21 protein-coding genes and 1 tRNA gene are annotated in these 24479 nt (G+C 48.2%); 11 read left to right on the forward strand and 11 right to left on the reverse strand.

The window, feature by feature from the left end; translation table 11 throughout:
* From FVR03_RS19160 to cphA, 3 genes are all read left to right on the forward strand, one after another.
* Positions 1 to 887 (forward strand): N-acetylmuramoyl-L-alanine amidase (locus tag FVR03_RS19160; RefSeq protein WP_369410467.1); only part of this gene is annotated, 887 nt, incomplete at its 5' end.
* A 168-nt stretch (positions 888 to 1055) separates the two neighbouring features.
* Positions 1056 to 1126, forward strand: a tRNA-Cys gene (locus FVR03_RS19165).
* 593 nt (positions 1127 to 1719) lie between these two features.
* Positions 1720 to 4362: a cyanophycin synthetase gene (gene cphA / locus FVR03_RS19170; protein ID WP_147923388.1), complete on the forward strand. Its 2643-nt coding sequence runs from the start codon at positions 1720 to 1722 to the stop codon at positions 4360 to 4362.
* Between the two features lie 293 nt (positions 4363 to 4655).
* Here the strand turns inward: cphA and FVR03_RS19175 are convergent, their stop codons facing one another.
* On the reverse strand, positions 4656 to 5597 hold the full coding sequence (locus FVR03_RS19175; RefSeq protein WP_147923389.1) for a DUF8428 domain-containing protein: 942 nt from the start codon (positions 5595 to 5597) through the stop codon (positions 4656 to 4658).
* A 108-nt stretch (positions 5598 to 5705) separates the two neighbouring features.
* On the opposite strand from FVR03_RS19175, the gene FVR03_RS19180 reads away from it, so the two are divergent.
* Positions 5706 to 6302, forward strand: coding sequence for a methyltransferase domain-containing protein (locus FVR03_RS19180; RefSeq protein ID WP_147923390.1), 597 nt, complete (start codon positions 5706 to 5708; stop codon positions 6300 to 6302).
* 77 nt (positions 6303 to 6379) lie between these two features.
* On the forward strand, positions 6380 to 7189 hold the full coding sequence (gene kdsA / locus FVR03_RS19185; RefSeq protein WP_147923391.1) for a 3-deoxy-8-phosphooctulonate synthase: 810 nt from the start codon (positions 6380 to 6382) through the stop codon (positions 7187 to 7189).
* Positions 7190 to 7399: 210 nt separating this feature from the next.
* Here kdsA and FVR03_RS19190 read toward each other — a convergent pair whose 3' ends face one another.
* Together FVR03_RS19190 and apaG are read right to left on the reverse strand one after the other, a co-directional pair.
* The gene (locus FVR03_RS19190; RefSeq protein WP_147923392.1) at positions 7400 to 8185 is read right to left on the reverse strand and encodes an O-methyltransferase; all 786 of its coding nucleotides are present in this window, start codon (positions 8183 to 8185) and stop codon (positions 7400 to 7402) included.
* Positions 8186 to 8313: 128 nt separating this feature from the next.
* The gene (gene apaG, locus FVR03_RS19195) at positions 8314 to 8700 is read right to left on the reverse strand and encodes a Co2+/Mg2+ efflux facilitator ApaG/CorD (protein ID WP_147923393.1); all 387 of its coding nucleotides are present in this window, start codon (positions 8698 to 8700) and stop codon (positions 8314 to 8316) included.
* Positions 8701 to 8799: 99 nt separating this feature from the next.
* Between apaG and ung the strand changes: the two genes are divergently transcribed.
* On the forward strand, positions 8800 to 9462 hold the full coding sequence (gene ung, locus FVR03_RS19200; protein ID WP_147923404.1) for a uracil-DNA glycosylase: 663 nt from the start codon (positions 8800 to 8802) through the stop codon (positions 9460 to 9462).
* A gap of 247 nt (positions 9463 to 9709) precedes the next feature.
* Here the strand turns inward: ung and FVR03_RS19205 are convergent, their stop codons facing one another.
* On the reverse strand, positions 9710 to 11254 hold the full coding sequence (locus FVR03_RS19205) for a hypothetical protein (protein WP_147923394.1): 1545 nt from the start codon (positions 11252 to 11254) through the stop codon (positions 9710 to 9712).
* Positions 11255 to 11419: 165 nt separating this feature from the next.
* Here FVR03_RS19205 and FVR03_RS19210 point away from each other — a divergent pair, with 165 nt between their 5' ends.
* Genes FVR03_RS19210 through leuB form a run of 4 tightly spaced genes read left to right on the forward strand, consistent with a single transcriptional unit; the run spans position 11420 to position 15695 of the window.
* Complete coding sequence (locus FVR03_RS19210; RefSeq protein WP_147923405.1) at positions 11420 to 12586, forward strand: 2-isopropylmalate synthase; 1167 nt, start codon at positions 11420 to 11422, stop codon at positions 12584 to 12586.
* A 3-nt stretch (positions 12587 to 12589) separates the two neighbouring features.
* Entirely contained in the window at positions 12590 to 13987 is a 1398-nt protein-coding gene (gene leuC, locus FVR03_RS19215) for a 3-isopropylmalate dehydratase large subunit (protein WP_147923395.1), read from the forward strand.
* The gene (gene leuD / locus FVR03_RS19220; protein ID WP_147923396.1) at positions 13987 to 14583 is read left to right on the forward strand and encodes a 3-isopropylmalate dehydratase small subunit; all 597 of its coding nucleotides are present in this window, start codon (positions 13987 to 13989) and stop codon (positions 14581 to 14583) included. Before leuC ends, leuD begins: the two co-directional genes overlap by 1 nt.
* Complete coding sequence (gene leuB / locus FVR03_RS19225) at positions 14571 to 15695, forward strand: 3-isopropylmalate dehydrogenase (RefSeq protein WP_147923397.1); 1125 nt, start codon at positions 14571 to 14573, stop codon at positions 15693 to 15695. Before leuD ends, leuB begins: the two co-directional genes overlap by 13 nt.
* 461 nt (positions 15696 to 16156) lie before the next feature.
* On the opposite strand, the gene lepB is transcribed toward leuB, so the two are convergent.
* From lepB to FVR03_RS19255, 6 genes are read right to left on the reverse strand one after another with little or no spacing between them, the layout of a single operon-like run.
* Positions 16157 to 17263 carry a signal peptidase I gene (lepB, locus tag FVR03_RS19230; protein WP_147923398.1) on the reverse strand — a complete coding sequence of 369 codons (1107 nt, stop codon included), beginning with the start codon at positions 17261 to 17263 and terminating at the stop codon, positions 16157 to 16159.
* 14 nt (positions 17264 to 17277) lie between these two features.
* Entirely contained in the window at positions 17278 to 17991 is a 714-nt protein-coding gene (dapB, locus tag FVR03_RS19235) for a 4-hydroxy-tetrahydrodipicolinate reductase (protein ID WP_147923399.1), read from the reverse strand.
* A gap of 1 nt (position 17992) precedes the next feature.
* On the reverse strand, positions 17993 to 18634 hold the full coding sequence (locus FVR03_RS19240; protein WP_147923400.1) for a DUF5683 domain-containing protein: 642 nt from the start codon (positions 18632 to 18634) through the stop codon (positions 17993 to 17995).
* 6 nt (positions 18635 to 18640) lie between these two features.
* Positions 18641 to 19555 carry a ParB/RepB/Spo0J family partition protein gene (locus tag FVR03_RS19245; RefSeq protein WP_147923401.1) on the reverse strand — a complete coding sequence of 305 codons (915 nt, stop codon included), beginning with the start codon at positions 19553 to 19555 and terminating at the stop codon, positions 18641 to 18643.
* A gap of 12 nt (positions 19556 to 19567) precedes the next feature.
* Complete coding sequence (locus tag FVR03_RS19250) at positions 19568 to 20350, reverse strand: ParA family protein (protein WP_147923402.1); 783 nt, start codon at positions 20348 to 20350, stop codon at positions 19568 to 19570.
* 7 nt (positions 20351 to 20357) lie between these two features.
* Entirely contained in the window at positions 20358 to 21041 is a 684-nt protein-coding gene (locus tag FVR03_RS19255) for a metal-dependent hydrolase (RefSeq protein WP_187270227.1), read from the reverse strand.
* A 106-nt stretch (positions 21042 to 21147) separates the two neighbouring features.
* Between FVR03_RS19255 and FVR03_RS19260 the strand changes: the two genes are divergently transcribed.
* Positions 21148 to 22779, forward strand: coding sequence for an ABC transporter substrate-binding protein (locus FVR03_RS19260; RefSeq protein WP_255474302.1), 1632 nt, complete (start codon positions 21148 to 21150; stop codon positions 22777 to 22779).
* 685 nt (positions 22780 to 23464) lie between these two features.
* Here the strand turns inward: FVR03_RS19260 and purU are convergent.
* Positions 23465 to 24301, reverse strand: a complete 837-nt coding sequence (gene purU, locus FVR03_RS19265) for a formyltetrahydrofolate deformylase (RefSeq protein WP_147923403.1) — start codon at positions 24299 to 24301, stop codon at positions 23465 to 23467.
* Positions 24302 to 24479: the final 178 nt, after the last annotated feature.

Here is a 24479-nt window from a genome sequence, read left to right on the forward strand (position 1 = left end):
CCCTGGTTTCCCTGCTTGTAGGAGCAGGAACCTTACTTGCCTCCTGCTCCTCTAACCCATATGCTACTACAAACAAAGTTTATAGGAAGCAGGTAAAGGCATATGCACAAGCACTTCGGCAGACACCGGTTGTTACCCCTGGCGAGGAGGCGCTGCCGCAAGGTGATTATTGGGTAGGAACGACCAATTTTAACCTCCGTAAGCCGAACATAGTTGTTATTCACCATACCGAGCAGGACTCTACCGCTCAAACCTTAACCACGTTTACGCAAACCAAAACACAGGTAAGTGCCCATTATGTGATCGGGCGCGATGGAAAGGTGTACCACATGCTGAACGACTACCTGCGGGCCTGGCACGGTGGCATCGGCAAGTGGGGCAACAACTCCGATATTAACTCATCCTCTATCGGCATAGAACTCGATAATAACGGGCAGGAGCCTTTTCCGGAGGTGCAGATACAGAGTCTGCTGCAGGTGCTGGCCATGCTCAAAAAGAACTACAACATTCCGGATGCGAACTTTATAGGCCACGCCGACATAGCCCCGGTCCGGAAGGTAGACCCGAGCGTGCATTTTCCCTGGAAGCTACTGGCCGACAATGGCTATGGCCTGTGGTACAACGAAGCCGACCTGCTGCCAACCCTGGTGCTCGAAAGCGAAGTTAGGTCCGATTCTACGGTGGCCCTGGTGCAGAAGCTGGTCTACGATAGCATCCCGGATAGTTTTAATCCGCAGGAGGCCCTGCGCATTATTGGCTACGACACCCACGACATGGCAGCTGCTGTACGTGCTTTCAAGCTTCATTTTATTCAGCGCGATATAAACACGCCACTTACGGAGCAGGACAGGCGGGTGCTGTTTAAACTTTACAAAAAGTATTTATAAGAGAAGCCGCGGAAGTTCTTTTATAAGCTGCTGAGCCTGAACTGGTAAAGCTGGCAAAGGTGGCAAGCAGGTGGAGAAGGATAAAAGGTAGTTGGCATTTCTGTTAAAATAATTGTGCCTATAATTTGACTCCTGTTAATGTCTGTGTATATTTGCACTCCGAATAACGGTAACGTGGCCGAGTGGCTAGGCTCAGCTCTGCAAAAGCTGCTACAGCGGTTCGAATCCGCTCGTTACCTCTCTTATCACAAAAGTCCCGTAAGTGTTACTTGCGGGACTTTTGTGATTTTAGCCTCTCCTGCACCAGGCTTTCAACAGCTTAGTTGTTTTATTAGCCTTACAATTTAAAAGTTTACCGCCACAACCCTTGACAATTTTCGGTTAAAAAACGCTCTGAAGGCTATTTTGATTTGAATAATTTGTAGTTGAGATTAAGAGTAACGTTTCATAGCCTCGGTATAATTTTCTGCCCCATACATAACCCACAGCCTGGTTATTCTCTAAAACGAAATTTGCTTCTGTTGATAACGAACCTCCTGTTTGCTTCTTTCAGATTGAAGTCAACACCGGAGGTTTTTAGCTAGATAATTGCAGCCTGCCTAATCTTTTGCTGCCACACTTCCGTAGAAAGCCTTACTATCTGAACCAGGTTTAGGAATCAATCTAACAAATAAAAGCACCTATGGCAGCCACGTTCCAGGTGCACGCGCAAAACAATCAGACAGCTATTGAGCATGCTCCTTCGCAAATGGCAAGGCCTGCCGCTTAGGTGAACTCCGTTCCTATAACACCTGAATTCAGACAAACTAGTAGCACACACCGTTTCAGCGACATGAAAATTTTAGATTTGCGCATTATGCGCGGGCCAAATTACTGGTCAGTCAGTCATCCGAAGTTAATTGTGATAAAAATTGCCCTGGAAGAATGGCAGAACACCCTTACCGATACATTGCCCCACTTACCTTACCGCCTGCAGAAACTACTGCCCAACATCCATAACTACCGCTCCGATGAGGGCGAGGAGTTTGGTTTTTATGAGGCCCTGGAAAAAGGCATACTGGTAGAGCAGGTGGTGCAGTACGTAGCGCTGGAACTGCAGCGGCTGGCGGGTATGGAAATTAGATTTGGGTTTTGCAAACCCACGCACGAGCCCGAAAATGTGTTTGTGGTGTTAGAGTACCAGGAGGAGCGGGCAGGGGAATATGCTGCCTATGCCGCTGTTAGGGTAACGGAGGCGCTGCTGAAAGGCGAAAACTATAAACTTACCGCCGATATTGCCCGGCTCCACCAGATCCGCGAAGATGAGTATTTCGGGCCCAGCACGTTCTCTATTGTGTCGGAGGCGGTGAGTCGAGGCATTCCTTACATCCGGCTAAACTGCCACTCGCTTATTCAACTTGGGTATGGGGTGCACCAGAAGCGCCTTCAGGCTACCATGACCTCTGGCACCGCCTGCTTTGCCGTAGAAATTGCCGGCGACAAAAAAGCTACGAAAGATATGCTGCGCCAGGCAGGCGTGCCTGTCGCCAAAGGTGCCACTGTTTACTCGCAGGAAGAACTGAAAAATGTGCTGAGCTGGCTCCAGTACCCTATTGTTACTAAACCTCTCGACGGGAACCACGGCAAAGGAGCCACCATCAACATCACCAACAGCAAAGATGCCTTAAAAGGCTTTGCTGATGCCCGCAGGTTTTCTGAGGGAGTAATGGTGGAGGAGTTTATTGAAGGAAACGATTTCAGGTTGCTCGTGATTAACGGTAAATTTGTGGCGGCTGCCATGCGTACACCTGCCATGGTAACCGGCGATGGCGTATCTACTATAAAACAACTGGTGGACCGCGAGAACAAAGACCCTCGAAGAGGCATCGGCCACGAAAAGGTGCTGACCCAGATCGCCATCGACAAACAGACCCGCCGCATTCTGCGCACCAAAGGACTTACTGCTCAAAGTGTGCTGCCGGCAGGGGAGGTGCTCTATCTCAAAAGCACAGCCAACATCAGCACGGGCGGCACTGCCACCGATGTAACAGATTTGGTAGACCCCTACAACATCCTGATGGCCGAACGCATAGCCGGGTTAATCGGCCTTGATATTTGCGGCATCGATGTCATGACTTCTGATATTGCCATTCCGCTAAACGAGGCCAGAGGAGCGGTGCTGGAGGTGAACGCAGCCCCAGGTTTCCGGATGCACACCTCGCCAACCTATGGGTTACCGCGCAATGTGGCCGAGCCTGTAATAGATATGCTGTTCCCGTATGGTAAGCCAACGCGCATCCCGATTATTGCTGTAACCGGCACTAACGGAAAAACTACCACTACCCGGCTCGTGGCGCACATGGTGCGCAGCAAAGGCTACCAGGTCGGCTATACCACCACCGATGGCATATATATACAAGACAAGCTGCTCGAAAAAGGCGATACCACCGGCTCCTATAGCACCGAGTTTGTGCTGAAAGACCCCACCGTGAATTTTGCTGTGCTGGAGTGTGCCCGTGGTGGCTTGCTCCGTTCCGGTCTGGGTTTCCAGCAGTGCGATATTGGTATTGTTACCAACGTCAGTTCCGACCACCTGGGCTTAAACGATATTCATACCCTTGAAGAACTGGCTCGTGTGAAGGCTGTTATTCCGAAAAGTGTGAGTAAAGAAGGCTTCGCTATTCTGAATGCGGACGATGACCTGGTATATGCCATGGCGAAAGAGGTACACTGCAAAGTGGCCTTCTTCAGCATGGACGAGAACAACCCGCGCATACTGAAACATATTGCCAAAGGTGGCCTGGCAGCAGTTTTCGAGAATGGCTACATCTCCATCTTCAAGAACAGCTACAAAATAAGAATCGACCGGGTAGCCGATGTGCCACTCACGTTTGGTGGTCGCGCCAAATTTAACATAGAGAATGTGCTGGCTGCTGCACTGGCTGGTTACATCTCGCACTTCGACATAGAAGATATTAAAACCGCTTTACGCACCTTTATTCCATCGCCTGCCAAAACGCCGGGCCGCATGAATTTGTTTAAATTTCCGAATTTTGAGGTGCTGGTAGATTATGCTCACAACGTTGGAGGCCTGAAAGCCGTAGGCGAATTTATGAGTGGCCTTCCTGTAACCCGAAAGATCGGAATTGTGGCAGGTGTAGGAGACAGAAGGCCGCAGGATATCTACGAATTGGGAAAAATCGCCGGGGAAGTGTTTGATGAAATAATCATCAGGTTAGACAACGATTTGCGCGGCAAAACGCCCGATGAAATCATAAATCAGTTGATGCTGGGAATAGAGGAAGTGGCTGCTAAAAAGCCGGTGAAGGTAATTCCGGAGGAAATGCGCGCCATCGCCTATGCGCTGGAGCATGCAGAAGAAGGCTCCATTATCGCCATTTTCACAGAAGATGTAGCAGAATCTGTAAAAATGGTCGAGAACTTTAAAGTACTGGAAGACAGAAAAATATTGCTGGAGCAGGATAGTCCTACCTGATCCTTAAAAATATCAATGTGAATGATGGACTAAGGCCCGTTCCGCTGGAATGGGCTTTTTTAGTTTTTAATTGTAGCCTTAACTTTTAAACGCAAGCCTGCACAGTTTGTTATAAGCCCTTGCACCCTTTGCCTACTTTCTGTTAAAATGCTTTGGAAGGCCATTTTCATTTGAATAATTTTTACCTGGAGGTATACCACAATACTCACAAACCATCTAAACTAAGACGGCCTCCGCTACTTTTGTAGCGGAGGCCGTCTTAGTTTCAAGTATTGAAAAGAGAAAGCAGGTTTCTACTTCAGCACAAAAGTGGTCGAACCTATCATAAACCCATCAGCATACAACTCTATAATGTGCTCGCCTTTTTTGTAATCAGCATCTTTGTCATAAACAAAGCTTACCTCCTGTTGGGTATTATCGAAAACGAAGTCGCGCTTGGCGGTGTAGTACATGTCTTTGTCTTCGATCTGGAAAGAGCCGGAACCGGTGCTGAGGTTATAAAGGGCAGCACCGTCTGGCTCGATCAGGCGCATGTAAACTGTTTTAGGCTCTTTTGGGGCAACATCGTTTTTACCAAACCTGAAAGCTACCCGAATTTTATCTACCTGGCGGGCTCTGAACTCATTCGATTTATCGTCTTTGTCTTTGCCACGTTGGTTAATAATATTTACCGCAATGTTCTGTGCTTCCAGGCGGGAGGCCAGCTTCACTTTCTCCGACAGGTTCTGGTTCGTAGATTTGATCGTGGTGAGGCTGTCGCTAAGTTTGTTTTGGGTGGTTTTGAGGGTGGTGTTCTCTGTGAACAGCACTTCATTCTCCTGCTTGAGGCGGGCAATTTCCTGGTCTTTTACTTTCAGCTGTTTCTCAAAAACGTCGGCTCTTTCCCTGAATTTACGCTGGTCGGCCAGAGTAAAGCTGCTTTTCCTGAAGCCGCGCAACTGGTTCAGGTCCGACATAATAACGGTTATTCTGGCTTCTAAAGAGTCGTTTTCGAGACCCATGGCCTGCAATTCCTGGCTCTGCCGCTCAAAATCGGATTTCAGTGCTTCGTAAACTTTTATCTGATTTTCGAGTTCGCTGTTTTTGATGCGTATTACCTCTGCCTGCTCTTCGGTTTTTTCTTTTTTCTGGTAGTTACTGTAGAGCAGAATTCCGTTAATACTAACAAGGATTACGAAAAGTCCGCCAATAAGGAGCTTTCTGTTTCCTCTGTTTTCGGGAGAATTAGTTGCCATAGAAAATGGTTTTAGTTTAATTTAAAAGCCGATTTTATAACCACATTTTAGCTGATCGGCAGCATACTGCAAGAATCAAATATACGCGATTTGCTTTAATTACATAGCATGCTACAACAATTTAACGCCAGTTACTGGCAGAACCGATATAAGGTTTCACAAACCGGCTGGGATGTTGCCAAAATAACGAAACCACTGCAAGATTATTTTGATCAGCTCCCTGACCGGCAGTTGCAGATTCTTATTCCGGGGTGTGGAAACGCCTGGGAAGCTGAGTACTTGTTCAATGCCGGTTTCAGAAACATTTTTGTTGCCGATTTTGCCGAAGCGCCTTTACAGCATTTTGCAGCTCGAGTTCCTGCCTTTCCGAAGGAGCAGCTGTTGCACGCGAATTTTTTTGAACTGCAAGGCCAGTACGACCTGCTGGTGGAGCAAACCTTTTTCTGCTCCCTCGACCCCAACCTGCGCGGAGCCTATGCACAAAAATGCGCCGAGCTGCTCCGGCCGGGCGGAAAGCTGGTTGGTTTGTTATTCGATACGGAGTTCCTGCAGCCAGGCCCGCCTTTTGGTGGCAGCAGAGAAGAGTACCGCAGCTATTTTGCGCCCTACTTCGAATTTGTGCACTACGAAACGGCTTATAATTCTATTACACCGAGGCAGGGGAAGGAGCTGTTTATTTGTTTACAAAAGCCCGCAGACAGATAACAGTTGTTAGACAGATTCGGCATAATTTGTACCTTTACCGCTACTAACCCAGCTCTACAAACACAAACTAGTTGAACATGTTCGAGATACCAAAATTAAAACATACCACCTCCGGCAACTTTTTTCTGCTGGCCGGCCCCTGCGCCATAGAAGGCGAAGACATGGCTCTGCAAATTGCCGAGCGCCTGAAAGAAATTACCGATAAACTACAGATTCCGCTTGTGTTTAAAGGTTCGTACCGCAAAGCCAACCGCTCCCGCCTCGATTCCTTCCAGGGAATTGGCGATGAAAAAGCGCTGCGTATTTTACAAAAGGTCGGAGAAACCTTTAATGTGCCTACTGTTACCGATATTCATGAAACACACGAGGCCGCTTTGGCAGCTGCTTATGTGGATGTGCTTCAGATACCGGCTTTCCTGTGCCGCCAAACCGATTTGCTGGTGGCAGCCGCTGAAACAGGCAAAGTGGTGAACATCAAGAAAGGCCAGTTCCTATCGGGTGCCGCCATGCGCTTTGCAGTAGATAAGGTGCGGGAATCAGGCAACGAAAAAATTATTCTGACCGACCGTGGCAACAGCTTCGGTTACTCCGACCTGGTGGTAGACTTCCGTAACCTGCCCGAAATGCAGGCTAACCAGGTGCCCGTGGTCATGGACGTAACGCACTCGCTGCAGCAGCCGAACCAAAGCTCTGGCGTAACCGGTGGTAAACCTGCCCTCATCGAAACAATAGCCAAAGCCGCCATAGCCGTAGGAGCCGATGGTTTGTTCATAGAAACGCATCCGCAGCCCAGTATCGCCAAATCAGACGGTGCCAACATGCTGCCCCTCGACCAGCTGGAAGGTCTCATGCAAAAGCTTATCCGTATCAGGCAAGCGGTCTTGTAAGCTGGAAAGTTCGAGAGGTTAAAGTTAGAAAGTTATCTGATTGAAAGGAGGGAGTGACGCAATAGGCTTCACTTCCTCTTTTTTCGAGCTTCTACTTAAAAGTATATTTCCAGTAACCTTGGAGGTTTTTGCCCTAAAACCTTTTGGAAGGCTATTTTTATTGGAATAATTTAATTTCAGGAGCATGCTGTGAATCCTGATCCATACAGATCAGAAGCGGAGTGTAAAATGCTCCTTTGGCTGGGTTTTCCGGAAGAAGACTAAACCGATAAAAAACAGATCCACCGTCTGGTGCACCTGCGGATGTTTTTTAATGTCCTGCCACGCCCGCTTCATCTCCTTCGACCAATATATATCATCCATAACAAAAACACTTAGCTCGTGGTGCTTCTGCAGGCAGGCTCCGAAATAGCGCATGGTAGGTTCGTACCGGTGATTTCCGTCGAAAAAGGCGAAGTCCAACAGATTTGTGTGCGTTAGTTGCTTTTCAAGGGTTTTGTCGAGGTTTCCAACTACGATTTGTACCTGTTGCAGGCCCAGCAACTGTAGGTTTTCTTTGGCAGCTTGTGCTATGGCGGGGCAGCCTTCGAAGGTGTAAAGGCTGGCGAGCTTTCGGGCTTCGGCGAGGTAGCTGGTAGTAATGCCAAGTGAGGTGCCGAGGTCGAAGATCGTTTTAGGCTGGAAGTGGTTCACCAGCCGGTAAAGCAGCTGCCCGTATTTGGCAGGCTTGGCAGAGGTGCGGGCTATGTCTTTTACTTTCCGAACTTTTTTCAATCCGCTTTTTGAACCGGCCCCGAAATCGGTTACCTGTAGCTGTTGCTGGCTCTGGAGCAGTTTCTCCCGTAGTGTCTCCACCCGGTCGTAGGCCTCAAAATGGCCATCGTGGCAGATAACGTTGTGGTATAGGTCGAATACGAAAGGAGAATGAACACCATGCAGTTTAAAAGCCCGCAGCCGGTAAAGCAGGTATTCAGTAGCAAATCGGAAAGGAAGCACTTTTTCTTTTTAGGACTTAAGACATAGGACACAAGACACAAGATGGTGTCCTGATGGAAATAATGTTTTGTTATTTACTTCAATACACTTTACAAAAAGTCTAGTATCTAAAATCTAGCATCTAACATCTAATTAAGCTTGTAAGGCACGATAAGTACGAAATCCGGGATGGTGACATGGAACTGTTTGCCATCTACCATGCGCTCCATCAGGTAAGTGCCGCGCATTTTTCCCATGCCTGTTTTCAGGTTACAGCCTGACACATACTCATGCGATTCGCCCGGCTCCAGGGTTGGTTGCTGGCCCACAACACCTTCTCCTTCCACTTCTCGTACAACACCTGCAGAGTCGTGGATGAACCAGTGCCGCCGAAGCAGCTTTACCGTGAATTCGCTGTTATTTTCTATACTGATTTTATAGGCAAATACATAGTGCTGCTGAACCGGACTGGAATAATCTGGAAGGTAATTGGTAGTAACCGTAACTTTTACGCCTTCTGTTGTTTTTGCATCCATGTTTCAGAGTTTTTTGTATACTTGGAACCGTTTTGGGCTGATGTTAAGATTAAATCAGCTGAAGATTCCGTAATGGCAACCCACAATTCGAACCAACTCATGACCGTAAAGATAGAAGAAAGCTGGCAAAAAGTGCTACAAGATGAATTTGAAAAGCCGTATTTCAAAGATCTTGTCGCTTTTGTTAAAGACGAGTACACCACTCAAAAAGTTTATCCGCCGGGCAACCAGATTTTCAATGCCTTCCAGATGTGCCCTTTTGATGAGGTAAAGGTGGTGATTCTGGGGCAGGACCCTTACCACGGCCCGAACCAGGCCAACGGTCTTGCCTTTTCGGTAAAGGACGAGGTCAGAATGCCACCATCCCTGATCAACATATTCAAGGAAATCAAAAGTGACCTGGGAAAAGACTTGCCGCCCACCGGTAACCTGGAGCGCTGGGCGCAGCAAGGTGTACTGCTGCTAAATGCCACCCTCACCGTTCGTGCCGGCGATGCAGGTTCGCATCAGAAAAAGGGCTGGGAACAGTTTACCGATGCCGTGGTGCAGCAGGTAAACGAGCAGAAGGAGCATGTGGTGTTTATGCTCTGGGGAGCTTATGCCCAGAAAAAAGGTGCTTTTATAGACAGCAGCAAGCATTTTGTGCTACAATCAGCACACCCTTCGCCATTCGCTGCCGACCGCGGCTTTTTCGGCAACCGCCACTTCAGTAAAGCCAACGCCTACCTGGCGTCGAAAGGGAAGGAGTCGATTGAGTGGTAATCTATTTAGATGCTAGATACTAGATATTAGACTTTTCAAACTTAGTTGGCTGAAAGAGTAACTGGTGCAAAAACGGCTGTTCGCCTTAACTGAATACAAGGAACGAAAGAAGCGGTAGAATAGACGATTTGGCATTCTTATTATAATTTTAACAACCAGCAATCAACAACTAACTACCAAGCCAATTATTCTAATGAAAAAGCCCTTCCGAAGCGGGAAGGGCTTTTTAGTGTCAAGGGTAGCAGCTTTATTTCATCTCTTTGTGCTTTCTTTTCATGATTTCCTGCACCGGAATTCCTTCTATTTTGGAGTCGAGCCAGGAAATGATGTCGAGGTACAGGAAAGGCCTGCGTTCGTAAGGGTCAGCGGCAATGATCAGTAGTTTTTCGCGTAGCGCAATAAATGCTTCCTTTAACTCATGCGGAGCCACATTTCCTAAATTACGCAGGAACCTGAAAATCTCGATCTGCATCTGCTGCTGGTCGTTCATCTTGCCCAGGAAGCGGTAAACGGACCGTATCTGGTACTCCAGCACCTCATCTTCACCGGCTTCGTAGTGCGCGATCAGGTTCAGGATGCGGGCAAAGCACTGCAAATCCTCACGCAGGCCCACATCCCGGAAGTTGATGATTTTGTTCAGATATTGAATGCAGGTGGAGTTATCGCCGCTGCCAAAGTAAAGGCTCGCAATTTTATAGTAAAAGATCAGCCGGCGGTACGGGTCCATCTGCGACTGGTACAGCTTCAGGTTCTCCAGAATTTCGGGCACCAGTTTTACACCCTCCGAAAAAGTGCCTTCCATGAAGTGCGTGTTTATCCGGTCGGCGTAGATGTACTGGAACAGGAGCAGCTCGGTGTTAGAACTCCTGCGCCTGTTCTCGTCAGCGGCAAAGGTCTCCAGCATCCGAAGAACTTCTTTAAACTTGCTGTAATAGAGTAGGTTATACAAAGCCGCCAGCAGGTTGTGCAGCCCTTTTATGTACTGGGTACTCTGCCGGTCCTGCATGCCGGGGTTGGCCTCAAACAAATCGACCCACTTTTGGGCGTAACGGTAGCAGGCTCTGAAGTCTTGTATAATATAGTAATACCACACATGCGACTGGTAATAATACAGCTTTTCGAAAAATCCGGCTCCGTTCAGATCGGTGTCGGGCAGGGTGGCATGGAAAAATTCAGTGATCTGCTCGTGCTCCTCCTTGTTACGGGCATGGCCAACTTTTATATAAAGACCATAAAGCCGTAGCGAGGCATTGGAGAGCGCATGCATCTGCGAAACGTGCCGGGCCGTATCCATGGCCTCGTCCGACAGCGATTCTGCCCGTCCTTTCAGACTACGGGTTATGTACTGCGATTCGATTAGTTTCTCAAAGTCGAGGGCGCGCAAGGCAATGTGTAGCATCTCGGCCTGGCGCGCAGCAATTTTTACCTTCTCCAGCATTTTAAGGCTCTGCTGATAGAAGCCTTTGTTATAAAGCACCCGCGCATAATCGAGCTGCTCATGCAGCTGAATGTCCTGGTTCTGGCTGGCATGGTAGATGCGCAGGCTCGAGAGTAACTGCTTGTACAGGTTGGCTTTCAGGTTGGCGAGCTGCACTTTTTTTATAGCCGGAACCTGCTTCAGAATCTTTTCCTCATCGAACTTATCCTGCCCATCAATAGCATCGAAAAGCTGCAGGAATTTAAGTCCCTCGCTGGAGCCCTGCCTGTTGGTAAACAGGCGGAAGTGCCGCTTCTCAGATCGGGTCAGCGATTTAACTAATTGAAAAACCGGATCAGTATGGGCGTTAGGCATTGTATATTTTAGTAAGTTAACTTTCTTGTTATCAATAAATTGTAATAAATAAATTTCTGATTAGAAATAGTAGATAAAGTTAATAATTGTTTTTAGAGCAGCAGATAAACTCTGTTCTTGTGAGAAGAAAAATAGACTATTTCTGCTTTAATGACCAAAGTAACAATGTCGGTTCAAAAAATACAAATATTTGATACTACGCTGCGCGACGGGGAGCAAGTCCCGGGTTGCAAGCTGAACATGGATGAGAAGTTGATTATTGCAAATCAGCTGGAACTGCTCGGTGTAGATGTAATAGAGGCTGGCTTTCCTGTATCGAGCCCCGGCGATTTTGAGGCCGTCAGAGCAATTGCCAGGCAAACCAAAACTGCCACTGTGTGCGGTCTCACACGTGCCGTAGAAAACGACATCCGGGTGGCGGCAGACGCATTGAAAGGTGCAGTAAGACCCCGCATCCATACTGGCATCGGCACATCTGAGCTGCATGTTAAATACAAACTGCGTACCTCACAGGAGAATGTGATTGAACGTGCCCTTGCTGCCGTTAAACTGGCAAAATCTTTTGTAGAAGACGTAGAGTTTTATGCCGAAGATGCCGGCAGAACAGACAATGAGTTTCTGGCAAGAGTGTGCGAAGAAGTTATTAAAGCAGGCGCTACCGTACTCAACATTCCGGACACAACAGGTTATTGCCTGCCTGAAGAATACGGAGCTAAAATAAAATACCTGGTGGAGAACGTGAAAGGAATAGACAGAGTAACCCTCTCTACGCACTGCCACAACGACCTTGGCCTGGCTACGGCTAACTCTATAGCTGGTGTTATAAACGGTGCCCGCCAAATAGAGTGTACTATAAACGGAGTTGGCGAGAGAGCCGGGAACACAGCACTGGAGGAAGTTGTTATGATCCTGCGCCAGCATCCGTACCTGAACCTCGATACAAACATTAATACGAAGCTGCTTACCCTTACGTCGGCTATGGTATCGGATATGATGCGTATGCCGGTGCAGGCGAACAAAGCCATTGTGGGAGCAAATGCTTTTTCACACTCCAGTGGTATTCACCAAGATGGCGTGATCAAGCACAGAGAAACCTATGAGATTATAGACCCTAAAGAAGTAGGCGTTAGCGACTCTTCTATTGTGCTGACTGCCCGTTCTGGCCGTGCTGCCCTGGCCTATCGTTTGCAGAAATTAGGGTATACTTTTGATAAAAACACTTTAGACAAGGCCTACGCCTCGTTCCTGCAATTGGCTGATCAGAAAAAAGAAGTTGTAGATACCGATCTGCATGAAATTGTTGAACAGGAGAATTTGGTAGCTGCTAGTTAATTTATGGCAAAATCATTATTTGATAAGATCTGGGATGCGCACGTCGTGAAGTCGATTCCGGGTGGTGGCTTGGATGTGTTTTACATCGATAAGCATTTAATTCACGAAGTAACCAGCCCACAGGCTTTTGATGAACTGGAAGCGCGTAACCTGCCACTCTACCGCAAAGAGCAGATTGTGGCTACCGCTGACCATAACGTACCCACTAAAAACCAGCACCTGCCGATTGAGGAACCTCTGAGCAGAATGCAGGTAGATAAACTGACCGAGAACTGCCAGAAGTTTGGAGTAGAATTATACGGACTGGGGCACCAGCACCAGGGCATTGTGCACGTAATTGGTCCGGAACTGGGCATTACCCAACCCGGCATGACGATTGTGTGCGGCGATAGCCACACCTCTACGCACGGAGCTTTTGGAGCCATTGCATTTGGTATTGGCACCAGCCAGGTAACGCAGGTAATGGCCTCGCAGTGCCTGCTACTGAGCCGGCCTAAGCGCATGCGCGTTACCGTAGACGGTGAGCTAAGAAAGGGCGTAACTGCGAAAGATGTTATCCTATATATCATCTCCAAACTAGGTACTGGCGGAGCCACAGGTTATTTTGTGGAATATGCCGGCAGCGCCATCCGCTCCCTGAGCATGGAAGGCCGTATGACCGTGTGCAACATGAGCATAGAAATGGGAGCACGTGGTGGTATGATTGCCCCCGACGAAACCACCTTTGAATATGTAAAAGGCCGAAAATTCGCACCAAAAGGCGAGGAGTGGGAGAAGGCACTGGCTTACTGGAGAACACTTTACTCAGAAGAAGGTGCTACGTTTGAGGAAGACCTGACTTATTTTGCTGAAGACATTGCACCAATGATCACCTACGGCACAAACCCTGGAATGGGAATCGCATTAAATGCATCTATACCAGATAATGTGCCTGTAAGTGAGAAGGTTAGCTTCGATAAATCATTAAAGTACATGGGCTTTCAGCCAGGTGAATCGTTACTTGGTAAAGAAATTAACTATGTGTTTATTGGCAGCTGCACCAACTCCCGCATCGAGGATTTGCGCACGGTGGCTTCTTTTGTAAAAGGCAAGCACAAAGCCCGCAACGTAGAGGCGATCATCGTGCCGGGTTCTAAACTGGTGGAGAAACAGGCTATAGAAGAAGGCTTGGATAAAATACTGGCTGAGGCTGGTTTTGAGTTGCGTGAGCCGGGCTGCAGTGCCTGCCTGGCTATGAACGAAGATAAAATTCCTGCTGGTGCCTATTGCGTCTCAACTTCTAACCGTAACTTTGAAGGCCGCCAGGGGCCAGGGGCACGTACCTTGCTGGCAAGCCCGTTGGTAGCTGCTATTACGGCTGTGGAAGGTAAAATTGTGGATATAACCCAATATCTGAATTAATGGATAAGTTTGAAGTTTTACGGTCGGCTGCAGTACCTTTGCCGATCGAGAATATAGATACCGACCAGATTATTCCGGCACGTTTCCTGAAAGCTACCTCACGCGAGGGTTTCGGAGAGAACCTGTTCCGCGACTGGCGCTACGACAGTGAAGGCAGCCCTATTGAGGGTTTTGCACTGAACGATAGCCGCTATGCCGGAAAAATATTGGTGGCCGGAAAGAATTTTGGCTGCGGCTCCAGCCGCGAGCATGCGGCCTGGGCTATTTATGATGCCGGTTTTAAAGTGGTAATTTCCAGCTACTTTGCCGATATCTTTAAAGGAAATGCCTTGAATAACGGGCTGCTGCCTTTGGTGGTGTCTGATGAAATGCTGCAGCGCTTGTTTGTGCAGATAGAGAAGGACCCAAAAACCGAGTTAATTGTGGACCTGCCGGCACAGGAGTTTTATGTGCCGCTATGGGAGGAACGTGTATCCTTTGAGATCGACCCGTACAAGAAAGAATGCCTGATAAACGGCTACGACGATATTGACTTTTTAGTGAATCAGAAAGAGGCTATAGAAGCTTACGAGAATAACAGGCCATGGGCGTATTAAGAAAAAAGATTGCTGTACTTCCCGGCGACGGAATCGGGCCGGAAGTGTGTGACGAAGCTATTAAGGTGCTGGAAGCAGTTGCCGATAGATTTGGTCATCAGTTTGAGTTTGAAACACACTTAATGGGAGCCTGTGCTATAGACGCTACCGGCGAACCATTGCCAGATAAAACATTGCAGGGTTGCTTTGAAGCTGATGCTATATTGCTCGGTGCCATCGGTGACCCGAAGTATGATAACAACCCGGCTGCTAAAGTACGACCGGAGCAAGGGCTGCTGAAACTGCGTAAGTCGCTGGGGCTGTTTGCCAACATTCGTCCGGTAACGGCTTACGATGTACTGCTGGAGCACTCACCGCTTAAGAACGAGCGTGTAGCCGGAGCCGATATGCTTATTTACCGTGAGCTGACCGGCGGTATCTATTTCGGCGACAAAGGCCGTACGGAAGATGGCGAAGGAGCTTACGACCATTGCACCTACGACCGCAGCGAGATTGTACGTATCACGCACCTGGCCTTTCAGGCTGCCACCACGCGCCGCAACAAACTTACGCTGGTAGACAAAGCCAACGTACTCGAAACCTCCAGGCTGTGGCGCGAAGTAGTGAAAGAGATCGCTCCCGAATATCCGGATGTAGAGCTGGACTTCCTGTTCGTAGACAATGCCGCCATGCAGATTATTCTGAACCCGAAGCAGTTTGATGTGATCCTGACGGAAAATATGTTTGGCGACATCCTTTCTGATGAGGCTTCTGTAATAGCTGGTTCGCTGGGCTTGCTTCCTTCTGCCTCTGTAGGTAATACGGTAGCGCTATTTGAGCCTATTCATGGCTCTTTCCCGCAGGGAGCAGGCAAGAAGATCGCTAATCCGATTGCTACGATTCTGTCTGCTGCCATGATGCTGGAGCATTTTGGCCTGCAGGAAGAAGCGGATCTGGTAAAAAAGGCAGTTCATAATGCCTTAGATAAGAAAGTGCTGACACCGGAGCTGAATGCCACCTCACCTTATACCACAGAGCAGGTAGGCAATTTCATCGCTTATTTTGTTATGCATGGCATTGAGGTAATGCCCGACAAGAACAACATAGAAGTTGGTTTAAGCACCATTATATAGATTTTGCGACTTACTTTTTGTAAGTAAGTCAAGTTAGTTTGAGTACGATTGTAGATGTAGTTTTTTCCAAACCAAAAAAGACGCGTTCATTAGAGCGCGTCCTTTTTTTGTGCCTACAGGTAAGTTTTAAGGCTGTTACCCTTGACCCAAAATCTGTATTTTTGCTTCTGAAGGGCAGTTTCATTAGAATAAACTGGTATAAATGCCAAGCTACTGATTCGCTGATTTTTCATCAATAGATTAGGCAGGTTTGGTTGAGAGGCTGAGAGAAGAACGATCAGTCAATCTCAAGGGGAAGGCCTTGCATCAAAAATCACAAAACATCTTTGGAAGGCCATTTTCATTAGAATAATTTATTAACCGTTCCTGAAGTTTTCAGCAACCGAACTGATGCCACTATAAAAACAGAGAGGCCAGCTACGTTACCCGTAGCTGGCCTCTCTGTTTTTGCAGGAATAATCTTACTCAATTGTATTAAACAGCCTGTTCCAGCGAATTTTGCTCAGGAAGCTGCCTTCTACGTTCGTTGACATCCAGATGAGCACTGCCTTGCCTACAATATGATCGGCTGGTACGTAGCCCCATGCTCTGGAGTCCATGGAGTTGTGGCGGTTATCGCCCATCATGAAATAATAATCTTGCTTAAACGTGTAGCTGGTTTGCTCCTGGCCGGCTATAAACAGCTTGCCATCGCGAATCTCCGCATTTTCGTTCCCGTCGTAATTAAGTATTACCTTTTCATAGAAAGGCAAAGACTCCGGAGTAATGGCTACGGTAGCGCCTTCTTTGGGTACATACACAGGCCCGAAGTTGTCAAAGTTCCATTCGTATTTGCTTGGCACATGTGGGAATATCTGGGAATCAGCATTACCAGGCTCATTGTTCATGAGTTTCACATCGTTTATAAAGTCTAACTCCTTTATTTGCTTAGCTAGTTCAGGCGTGGCATCAACCATGTAACCACCATTTGTCGTGTAAACATCACTCAGGTTAATGTTCCTGTCCTGAAAAAATTTCTGAGAGAGGTGGTTCTTCGCCAATATCAGGTACTTGTATTGCATCTGGGCAGGGTTCTCCACGGCCTGACCGTTTACATATACCTGCAGGTTGCGCACTTCAATAGAGTCGCCTGCTACGGCTATGCAACGCTTGATGTAGTTGGTGCGCAAATCAGCTGGGTGTTCCTCTTCCGGTGGGTAGTTAAATACCACCACATCGTTTCGTTTCACCTCCGAAAAACCTGGCAACCTGTAAGATTTCAGCTGAATCAGGTCAGAATAGGAGGGGATGTTGGTGCCCCAGATGGTTTGGTGTGTAAGCGGAACCTGCAGAGGTGTTTTAGGTGTTCGGGGGCCGTAGTGCAGCTTGCTCACAAACAGAAAATCTCCTACCAGCAACGACTTTTCCATGGAGGGTGTCGGAATGGTATAGGCTTCAAAGGTTGCCCAGCGGATTAAACTGGCAGCCACTACAGCAAAGAGAATGGCATCGCCCCATTCACGGGCAGCGCTTTTCTTCTTTTTCGGCTCTTTCGTTGTAGGTTTTGTTTCCCAGAATTTAACTTTCATGCGTTGCACTAATGTTACAGGTTGAGCATGTCTTTCATGCCGTAATTGCCTTTGCGGTCTTTCAGCCATTCAGCAGCCATAAGAGCACCTCCGGCAAAACCAGTTCGGCTGTGGGCAATATGGCCCAGTTCAATTTTGTCGATGGCAGATTTGTACTCTACGATGTGCGTGCCTACCACATCCGGCTCACGCTCCGAAACAATGTTTATCCGGTTCTCTACTTCTTCATCGCTCGACCAGCCTTGCAGGCTAGGGTAGCTGGCCAGAATACCTTCTGCTGTAGTAATGCCCGTGCCGCTTGGTTTATCGACCTTCTGCAGGTGGTGTACCTCCCGTATAGCTACTTCATACGCCGGATAATCCTTCATTTTACTGGCAATATACTCATTAAAATGAAAAAACAGGTTTACACCCACGCTGTAGTTAGAAGCATAAAAGAACGCGCCGTTCTGCTGCTTGCATAGCGCCACTGCCTCCTCGTATTTCGCCAGCCAGCCCGTAGAGCCAGATACGATCGGGATACCATGTTGCAGGCAGTAAGATATATTACCAAAAGCAGATTCAGGATGCGTAAACTCTATAGCTACGTCAGCGTTGGCTTCTGAGAAGTTAGCCAGTTCATAAGTGTTGTGCTGGTCTATAATGCCGGCTATTTCATGCCCTTTGTCCAGGGCCATCTGTTCGATGGTTTTACCCATTTTTCCATAGCCGATTAATAAAATCTTCATCTTATCTTGAATATAATGTTAGCGTTAGGCCCGGTGTGAGGGCATTCTTTGTAGGAATAGGAGAATTTATGAGACCAGGTTGCACCCGTAGCGACAGGTCATCACTGATATCAAAATCTTTGAGGTGGGCGTGCACATGTGCTTCGGCAACATTCAGACCCCAAACCCCAATAGCTAGCAGCACGTTCATGTCGCGCCATCTGCGATACTGGTCGCGGGCACGTTTCAGGTTTGCTCTGCCGTTAGGGTTATTTTGACCAAATATAGGGTGATCAATATACTTATCTGTACGATCAGTATTTGATCGGTCAATAAGGGCGGTTCGGAACTCCTGGTAATTTCTATTATGATCGATAAGAAAATAGCCGATAGTACCCAGGCCTGCATATAGGATCGGGATTTTCCAGTAGCTTTTGTTGTAAGCCTGGCCTAAGCCCGGAAGTATGGCTGAGTAGAAGGCAGCTTTGGCTGGCCGGTCCCAGCGGTCCAGGAAGAATCCTTTTTCCGTTGTGTCTGTTGCGGCAACAGTGACCGGAACATTTACCAGCACAGAGTCCTGGCCTTCGGTAATTACCTGCGCTTGAGCGGGATTACAGGCGAGTGTAGTAAGTAATAGCGCAGCAAAGCAACAGATCAGCCTCATCTGGCACTAGTAGTTTAAGATTTCTAAGATTCGGTTCAGCTCCTCTACCGACACAAAAGGAATTTTTATCTCACCTTTGCCTTCGTTATTGGCTTTTACCATGATTTTGGTGCCAAACTGAGAAGATAGGCGCGTCTCTACCTGCTTTACTTCCTCCTCGTATTTGTTGAACTGGAGCTTTTGCTGCGGGTCTGGCTTTTTATTCGCATTTTGCAGGTTTCTTACCAACTCCTCTACCTTCCGCACCGACAGCTCATCGGCTACCACTTTCTTAAACACATCGAGTTGTTTCTCGATGGTATCGATGTTGATGAGGGCACGCGCATGGCCCATGGTAATTATGTTGTCGCGCAGGGCGATCTGGATATCTGGCGGGAGCTTGAGCAGGCGCAGGTAGTTGGTTACTGTGGTGCGTTTTTTGCCCACGCGGTCGCCCAGTTCTTCCTGCTTCAGGCTACACTCGGTTAGCAGGCGCTGGTAGGAGAGGGCAATTTCGATGGCATTCAGGCTTTCGCGCTGAATGTTCTCGATCAGGGCCATCTCCAGCATCTGCTGGTCATCGGCCTTGCGGATGTAAGCTGGAATAGATGTTAATCCGGCAATCTTGGCAGCCTGGTAACGTCGCTCTCCTGAAATAAGCTGGTAGCTGTTCTGGTCTAGCTGACGAACTGTAATAGGCTGAATGATGCCTTGTATTTTTATAGATTCGGCCAGTTCTTCCAGCGCCGCCTGATCGAAGTGCGTACGGGGCTGAAAAGGGTTTGTCTGGATTTGATCAATGGCTATGTCCGCGATGGTATTGACAGAGTTTAAAGTGGTAGAATCGATTTTGCCGGTATACTTGTTCCCTTCAAGAAGAGAGTTCAGGCCCCGGCCCAGGCCTCCTTTACGTTTTGCTGTTGAATTTTTGTTATCAGACATGTAAGCAATATGTTATTTCGCCAGCGCTACACTGTTCTTCTCTGCAATCTCGCGGGCCAGGTTCAGGTAGCTCAACGCTCCCTTGCTCTCTGCATCGTGCAGAATAGCCGGAATACCAAAGCTCGGCGACTCGCTCAACTTCACGTTTCTTGGAATAATGGTGTCGAATACCATCTGCTGGAAGTGTGTCTTTACTTCTTCCACCACCTGGTTGCTCAGGCGCAGGCGCACATCGTACATGGTGAGCAGAATACCTTCAATAGCCAGCTCCGTGTTAAGGCGCGACTGAATAATTTTAATGGTATTCAGCAATTTGCCTAAGCCTTCCAGCGCAAAATACTCACACTGCACCGGTATGGCCACAGAGTCTGCTGCCGTTAGCGAGTTTACCGTTATCAGGCCAAGCGACGGGGAGCAGTCTATAATAATAAAGTCGTAGGTATTGCGCAACGGGGCAAGTACCTCGCGCATTTTTTCCTCGCGGTCCGGCAGGTTAATCATCTCTACCTCAGCCCCCACCAGGTCGATGTGGGAGGGGATCAGGTGCAGAAACTCCAGGTTAGGCGACACTAGAATAATGTCTTCTACCTTGGCCTCTTCTACCATACACTCATAAATGCTGGCTGTAATGCTGGCAGGGTCGAAGCCGAGGCCGGAGGTAGCGTTTGCCTGCGGATCTGCATCTACCAGTAACGTTTTATATTCTAAGGCTGCCAGGCTTGCTGCCAGGTTTATGGCAGTGGTGGTTTTGCCGACCCCACCTTTTTGGTTAGCAACCGCAATTATTTTTCCCATTCTAAAATTAGAGGTTTATCGTTTGGCCTATCTCCATCAAAATTACTTCCTTGCCCGCCATTTGCGCTACTTCCTTCACCTCTTCCTTATCTATTTTGATGTAAGGGAAGGTGTCGTAGTGCATGCCAATAAATTTATCTACCTGCACAAAATCGGCTGCTACCAGGGCATCGTGTATGTCCATGGTAAAGTTGTCGCCGATCGGGAGCAGGGCAAAATCCAGGTCGAACTGCTCCGGAATCAGTTTCATGTCGTAGGTTAAGGCTGTGTCTCCGGCAAAATAAAATGCCTGGTTTTCTGTTTCCACTACAAAGCCTGCCGCACTGCCAGCATACGAGCCGTCGGGCAAAGAGCTGGAGTGGATGGCATTCACCATTTTAACCGTGCCAAAAGGAAAAGTCACCTTTCCGCCGGTGTTCATGGGATGCGTTTTTTCAACACCTTTGGCACTGAACCAGTTCACAATTTCGAAGGTGGCAACAAGCGTGGCGTTGTTATTTTTGGCAATCTGCTCGGCATCATGCACGTGGTCCTGGTGGCCGTGAGAAAGCAGAATATAATCAGCCTTAATACTGTCAACATCAATGCCTTTGGCTAATTCATTTGGTGAAATAAAAGGATCGAACAATACTTTGTGTTCTCCTATTTTAAATAAAAAGCAAGACTGGCCGTAATACGTGATCTCTATCATAAGACTGAAAAATGCTTTAATATCTACACAACATACCTTAAACTTCCACAAAGATACATTATTTTAGCCAACTAAGATGTTCGCAATGCAAAGACCCTCTATATTTTTGATCCTATTCCTACTGGTGCTTTTGTCGTGTAGCGATGGCACTAAAGACGAAACGGACAAAAAAGTTTTTAAGTATAATCAACCCGGTGCGCTCTCCTCGCTCGACCCGGCTTTTGCCCGGAACCAGGCGAATATATGGGCCACCACACAGCTCTATAATGGCCTGGTGGAGCTGGATGGGGAGCTGAAAATAGGGCCGGCCATTGCCCACTCCTGGGATGTGTCGGAAGATGGCCGCTCCTATACCTTTTACCTCCGCGACAGCGTATTTTTCCACGACCACGAGGTCTTTCCGGCCGGTAAAGGACGAAAAGTTACAGCTAAAGATTTTGAGTACAGCTTTAAGCGCATCATCGACCCCAGCACCGCCAGCACCGGCGCCTGGGTCTTTAACGACAAGGTGCTGACAGATGTGACTACTGGCGCTATCTCCGACACAGCTTTTCTGGCGGTGAACGACACTACTTTTAAAATTTACCTGAACGAGCCATTTATTGCTTTCCTGGAGATTCTGACCATGCCTTATGCCTACGTGGTGCCGCAGGAGGCCGTGGCGGAGTATGGCAAAGATTTCAGGGCACACCCGGTCGGGACAGGGCCATTTGTATTTAAGCTCTGGGATGAAGGAAATGCCATTGTACTGCACAAAAACCCTGCTTACTGGCGACGCGATGAGCAGGGGCTGCTGCTGCCTTACCTCGATGCCGTGCAGATCTCCTTCATCACCGACCGCAAATCAGAGTTCCTGACGTTTATGCAGGGCAAGCTCGATTTCCTGTCGAGTATAACAGAAGGCTCCCGCGATATGATTCTGAACAACGATGGTACCGTGCAGGAAGACTTTGCCGGCAAGTTCAGGGTGCAGAAGGTGCCGTACCTGAACACCGAGTACATTGGTTTTCAGCTGGACCCTGCCGGCCTGAAAGACCCGAATCCGGCCCTGCAGGATAAGCGGGTGCGGCAGGCCCTGAGTTATGCCATCAACAAAAGAGAAATGCTGGCCTATTTCCGTAACAACATCGGTTTACCAGGTCACTCAGGCATTGTGCCGCCATCCTTGCCAAGTTACAACGACAGCCTGGTGCGCGGTTACCGCTACGAGCCCAAAAAAGCGCTGGAACTGCTGCAGGCCGCTGGTTTCTCTGCCCAACACCCGTTGCAGTTGCGCCTGAGCACGGTGCAGGAGCACAAGGAGCTGGCAGAGTACATGCAGAAGAAGTGGGCCGAAGTAGGAGTGCGCGTGCAGATAGACATAAACCAGGCCCCGGCCCACCAGGAGACGGTAGACAATGGCCGGGCCCCTTTCTTTATGAAATCGTGGCTGGGAGATTACCCTGATGCCGAGAACTACCTCGCCCTTTTCTACAGCAAAAACTTTTCGCCGGCCGGCCCGAACAAAACGCATTTCAAAAACACCGAGTTCGACCGCCTGTATGAGCTGGCCAAGCTGGAGCGCGATGCCAAGAAGCGCTGGGCTCTGTACCAGCAGATGGACCAGATTGTAGTGGAAGAGGCACCCGTAATTGTGCTCTACTACGACGAAGTGGTGCGCCTGACGCAGAACAACGTTCAAGGCCTGGTACCTAACCCCATGAACACCCTGAACCTGGAGCGGGTCCGGAAGGAGTAGTTGTTGGTAGTTGATTGTTAGTTGCTAATTGTTAGTTGTTGATTTGGGCAAGAGTCGCTAAGACCTCGCAGCGTGCGCAGCTCCTGCGAGCGTCTTGTCGGTTAAGCAGAAGAAAAGTCCGGCTTCTACCCTAGTGGTCTAACAATGAAAAAACCTTCTGAAGAGCAAATTCATTGGAATAATTTAGCTGGGCCGTAGACGAAGTACCTTCAACTGGAGTATGTTGCGATCAGGGGGCAATTATTCTAATGAAAACTGCCTCCATAAGGTTTTCTTGTAAAATGTTTCCGAGGGTTCACCCATTATTTTATACATGGATGCACCGCTGGTGCGAGCTTATAGTTCGTACCTTTTTTCTTTATGGGCTAAAAGCATGTGAAGCATTAACCCTTCAAATGTTGTTGCCCATTTCGAATGTTCAAGTATAATGAAAGTACGAGCTACAAGCTTGCACTAGCTAACAAGATGTATAGCATGGAATTCTGTTATTCTTGAATATCATGATTCAGACAAAGCAGCAGCAGCAGAGCCTCCGTAAGTCCTTTTTTATTCAAAAATTCAGTCTGCCATACCGCCTGACGCTCCTCCAATTCAATTTGGGGGAATACATGTTCCTGCGAAGGAGCTTCAAAGCGGGCAGAGGCCGCGGAATAGCAATCACGAGCGAGGACGTTCGCGCCATAACCTACTCAAAAATAATGGTCTTGTTGCGGTACACGAACACCTGCTCGTTAAACACCAGCCGCAGCGACTTTGCCAGCACAATCTTCTCCACATCGCGACCGGCCTGAGCCATTTCTTTGGCGCTTTGGGTATGATCTACCGGTATCACACTTTGCGCGATAATTGGTCCCTGGTCCAGTTGGTCGTTTACGAAGTGAGCGGTGGCACCTATAATCTTTACACCGCGTTCGTAGGCTTGCGCATAGGGACTGGCACCTACAAAGGCAGGTAAGAAGGAGTGATGTATGTTGATGATCCGGTTAGAGAAATGCGCTACAAAATCGGCCGATAAAATGCGCATGTACTTGGCCAGCACCACAAACTCCGGCTCGTACTGTTGCACAGCCTCCAGTATCTGCTGCTCATGCGCCTCCCGGCTTTGGCCTTCGTGGCTGATAAAATGAAACGGAATATCGAACTTCCGCGTCAGGTCCTCCAGCACATCGTAATTGCTGATGACCGCCAGAATATGTGCATTCAGCTCATTAAAAGCATGGCGAATAAGCAGGTCGCTGAGGCAGTGGTGCTCCTTGGTTGCCAGCAGCACAATGCTCTTTTTTTTCTTATCAGTCAGCTTTATCTCTACACCTTCGGGCAGCACATTGGTCAGGTCCTGAAGCAGGGCCTCCCGGTCGAACTTGCCTGAGAACTCTGTTCGCATAAAAAAGTAGTTGAATCCCCTTTCCACAAACTCCCCATTACTTATAATGTTGAGGTTGTAGTGGTACAGTATGCCCGTGATTTTAAAAACCAGGCCAGGCTGATCAGGGCAATTAATTAAAAGTACATGCGATACCATCAGGTGCTTCTTTGTTAAATAATGCCGGCAAATTAAGCAATACAGACGAATATCTGCTGCTTTCCTTAACAGAAATGTAAACCTGCCCTGCAGCAGCTAATAAAATGATTGAATTAGGCACTTAAGCAATAACCATTTTATAGGGATGTGGAGGAGCGGCCACCATCCTTTTGAGGAG

The sequence above is a fragment of the Pontibacter qinzhouensis genome (genome assembly GCF_008017455.1).
In the GTDB taxonomy this organism is placed as follows: domain Bacteria; phylum Bacteroidota; class Bacteroidia; order Cytophagales; family Hymenobacteraceae; genus Pontibacter; species Pontibacter qinzhouensis.

Excerpts from the sequence above, each read along its gene's own strand:
- FVR03_RS19180 (WP_147923390.1), top strand. The coding sequence starts at position 5,706 with ATGCTACAACAATTTAACGCCAGTTACTGGCAGAACCGATATAAGGTT.
- leuB (WP_147923397.1), top strand. The coding sequence starts at position 14,571 with ATGGGCGTATTAAGAAAAAAGATTGCTGTACTTCCCGGCGACGGAATC.
- cphA (WP_147923388.1), top strand. The coding sequence starts at position 1,720 with ATGAAAATTTTAGATTTGCGCATTATGCGCGGGCCAAATTACTGGTCA.
- dapB (WP_147923399.1), bottom strand. The coding sequence starts at position 17,991 with ATGAAGATTTTATTAATCGGCTATGGAAAAATGGGTAAAACCATCGAA.
- apaG (WP_147923393.1), bottom strand. The coding sequence starts at position 8,700 with ATGGATGCAAAAACAACAGAAGGCGTAAAAGTTACGGTTACTACCAAT.
- FVR03_RS19240 (WP_147923400.1), bottom strand. The coding sequence starts at position 18,634 with ATGAGGCTGATCTGTTGCTTTGCTGCGCTATTACTTACTACACTCGCC.
- kdsA (WP_147923391.1), top strand. The coding sequence starts at position 6,380 with ATGTTCGAGATACCAAAATTAAAACATACCACCTCCGGCAACTTTTTT.
- FVR03_RS19210 (WP_147923405.1), top strand. The coding sequence starts at position 11,420 with ATGTCGGTTCAAAAAATACAAATATTTGATACTACGCTGCGCGACGGG.
- FVR03_RS19205 (WP_147923394.1), bottom strand. The coding sequence starts at position 11,254 with ATGCCTAACGCCCATACTGATCCGGTTTTTCAATTAGTTAAATCGCTG.
- lepB (WP_147923398.1), bottom strand. The coding sequence starts at position 17,263 with ATGAAAGTTAAATTCTGGGAAACAAAACCTACAACGAAAGAGCCGAAA.
- FVR03_RS19255 (WP_187270227.1), bottom strand. The coding sequence starts at position 21,041 with ATGATAGAGATCACGTATTACGGCCAGTCTTGCTTTTTATTTAAAATA.
- leuD (WP_147923396.1), top strand. The coding sequence starts at position 13,987 with ATGGATAAGTTTGAAGTTTTACGGTCGGCTGCAGTACCTTTGCCGATC.
- leuC (WP_147923395.1), top strand. The coding sequence starts at position 12,590 with ATGGCAAAATCATTATTTGATAAGATCTGGGATGCGCACGTCGTGAAG.
- FVR03_RS19245 (WP_147923401.1), bottom strand. The coding sequence starts at position 19,555 with ATGTCTGATAACAAAAATTCAACAGCAAAACGTAAAGGAGGCCTGGGC.
- FVR03_RS19175 (WP_147923389.1), bottom strand. The coding sequence starts at position 5,597 with ATGGCAACTAATTCTCCCGAAAACAGAGGAAACAGAAAGCTCCTTATT.
- purU (WP_147923403.1), bottom strand. The coding sequence starts at position 24,301 with ATGGTATCGCATGTACTTTTAATTAATTGCCCTGATCAGCCTGGCCTG.
- ung (WP_147923404.1), top strand. The coding sequence starts at position 8,800 with ATGACCGTAAAGATAGAAGAAAGCTGGCAAAAAGTGCTACAAGATGAA.
- FVR03_RS19250 (WP_147923402.1), bottom strand. The coding sequence starts at position 20,350 with ATGGGAAAAATAATTGCGGTTGCTAACCAAAAAGGTGGGGTCGGCAAA.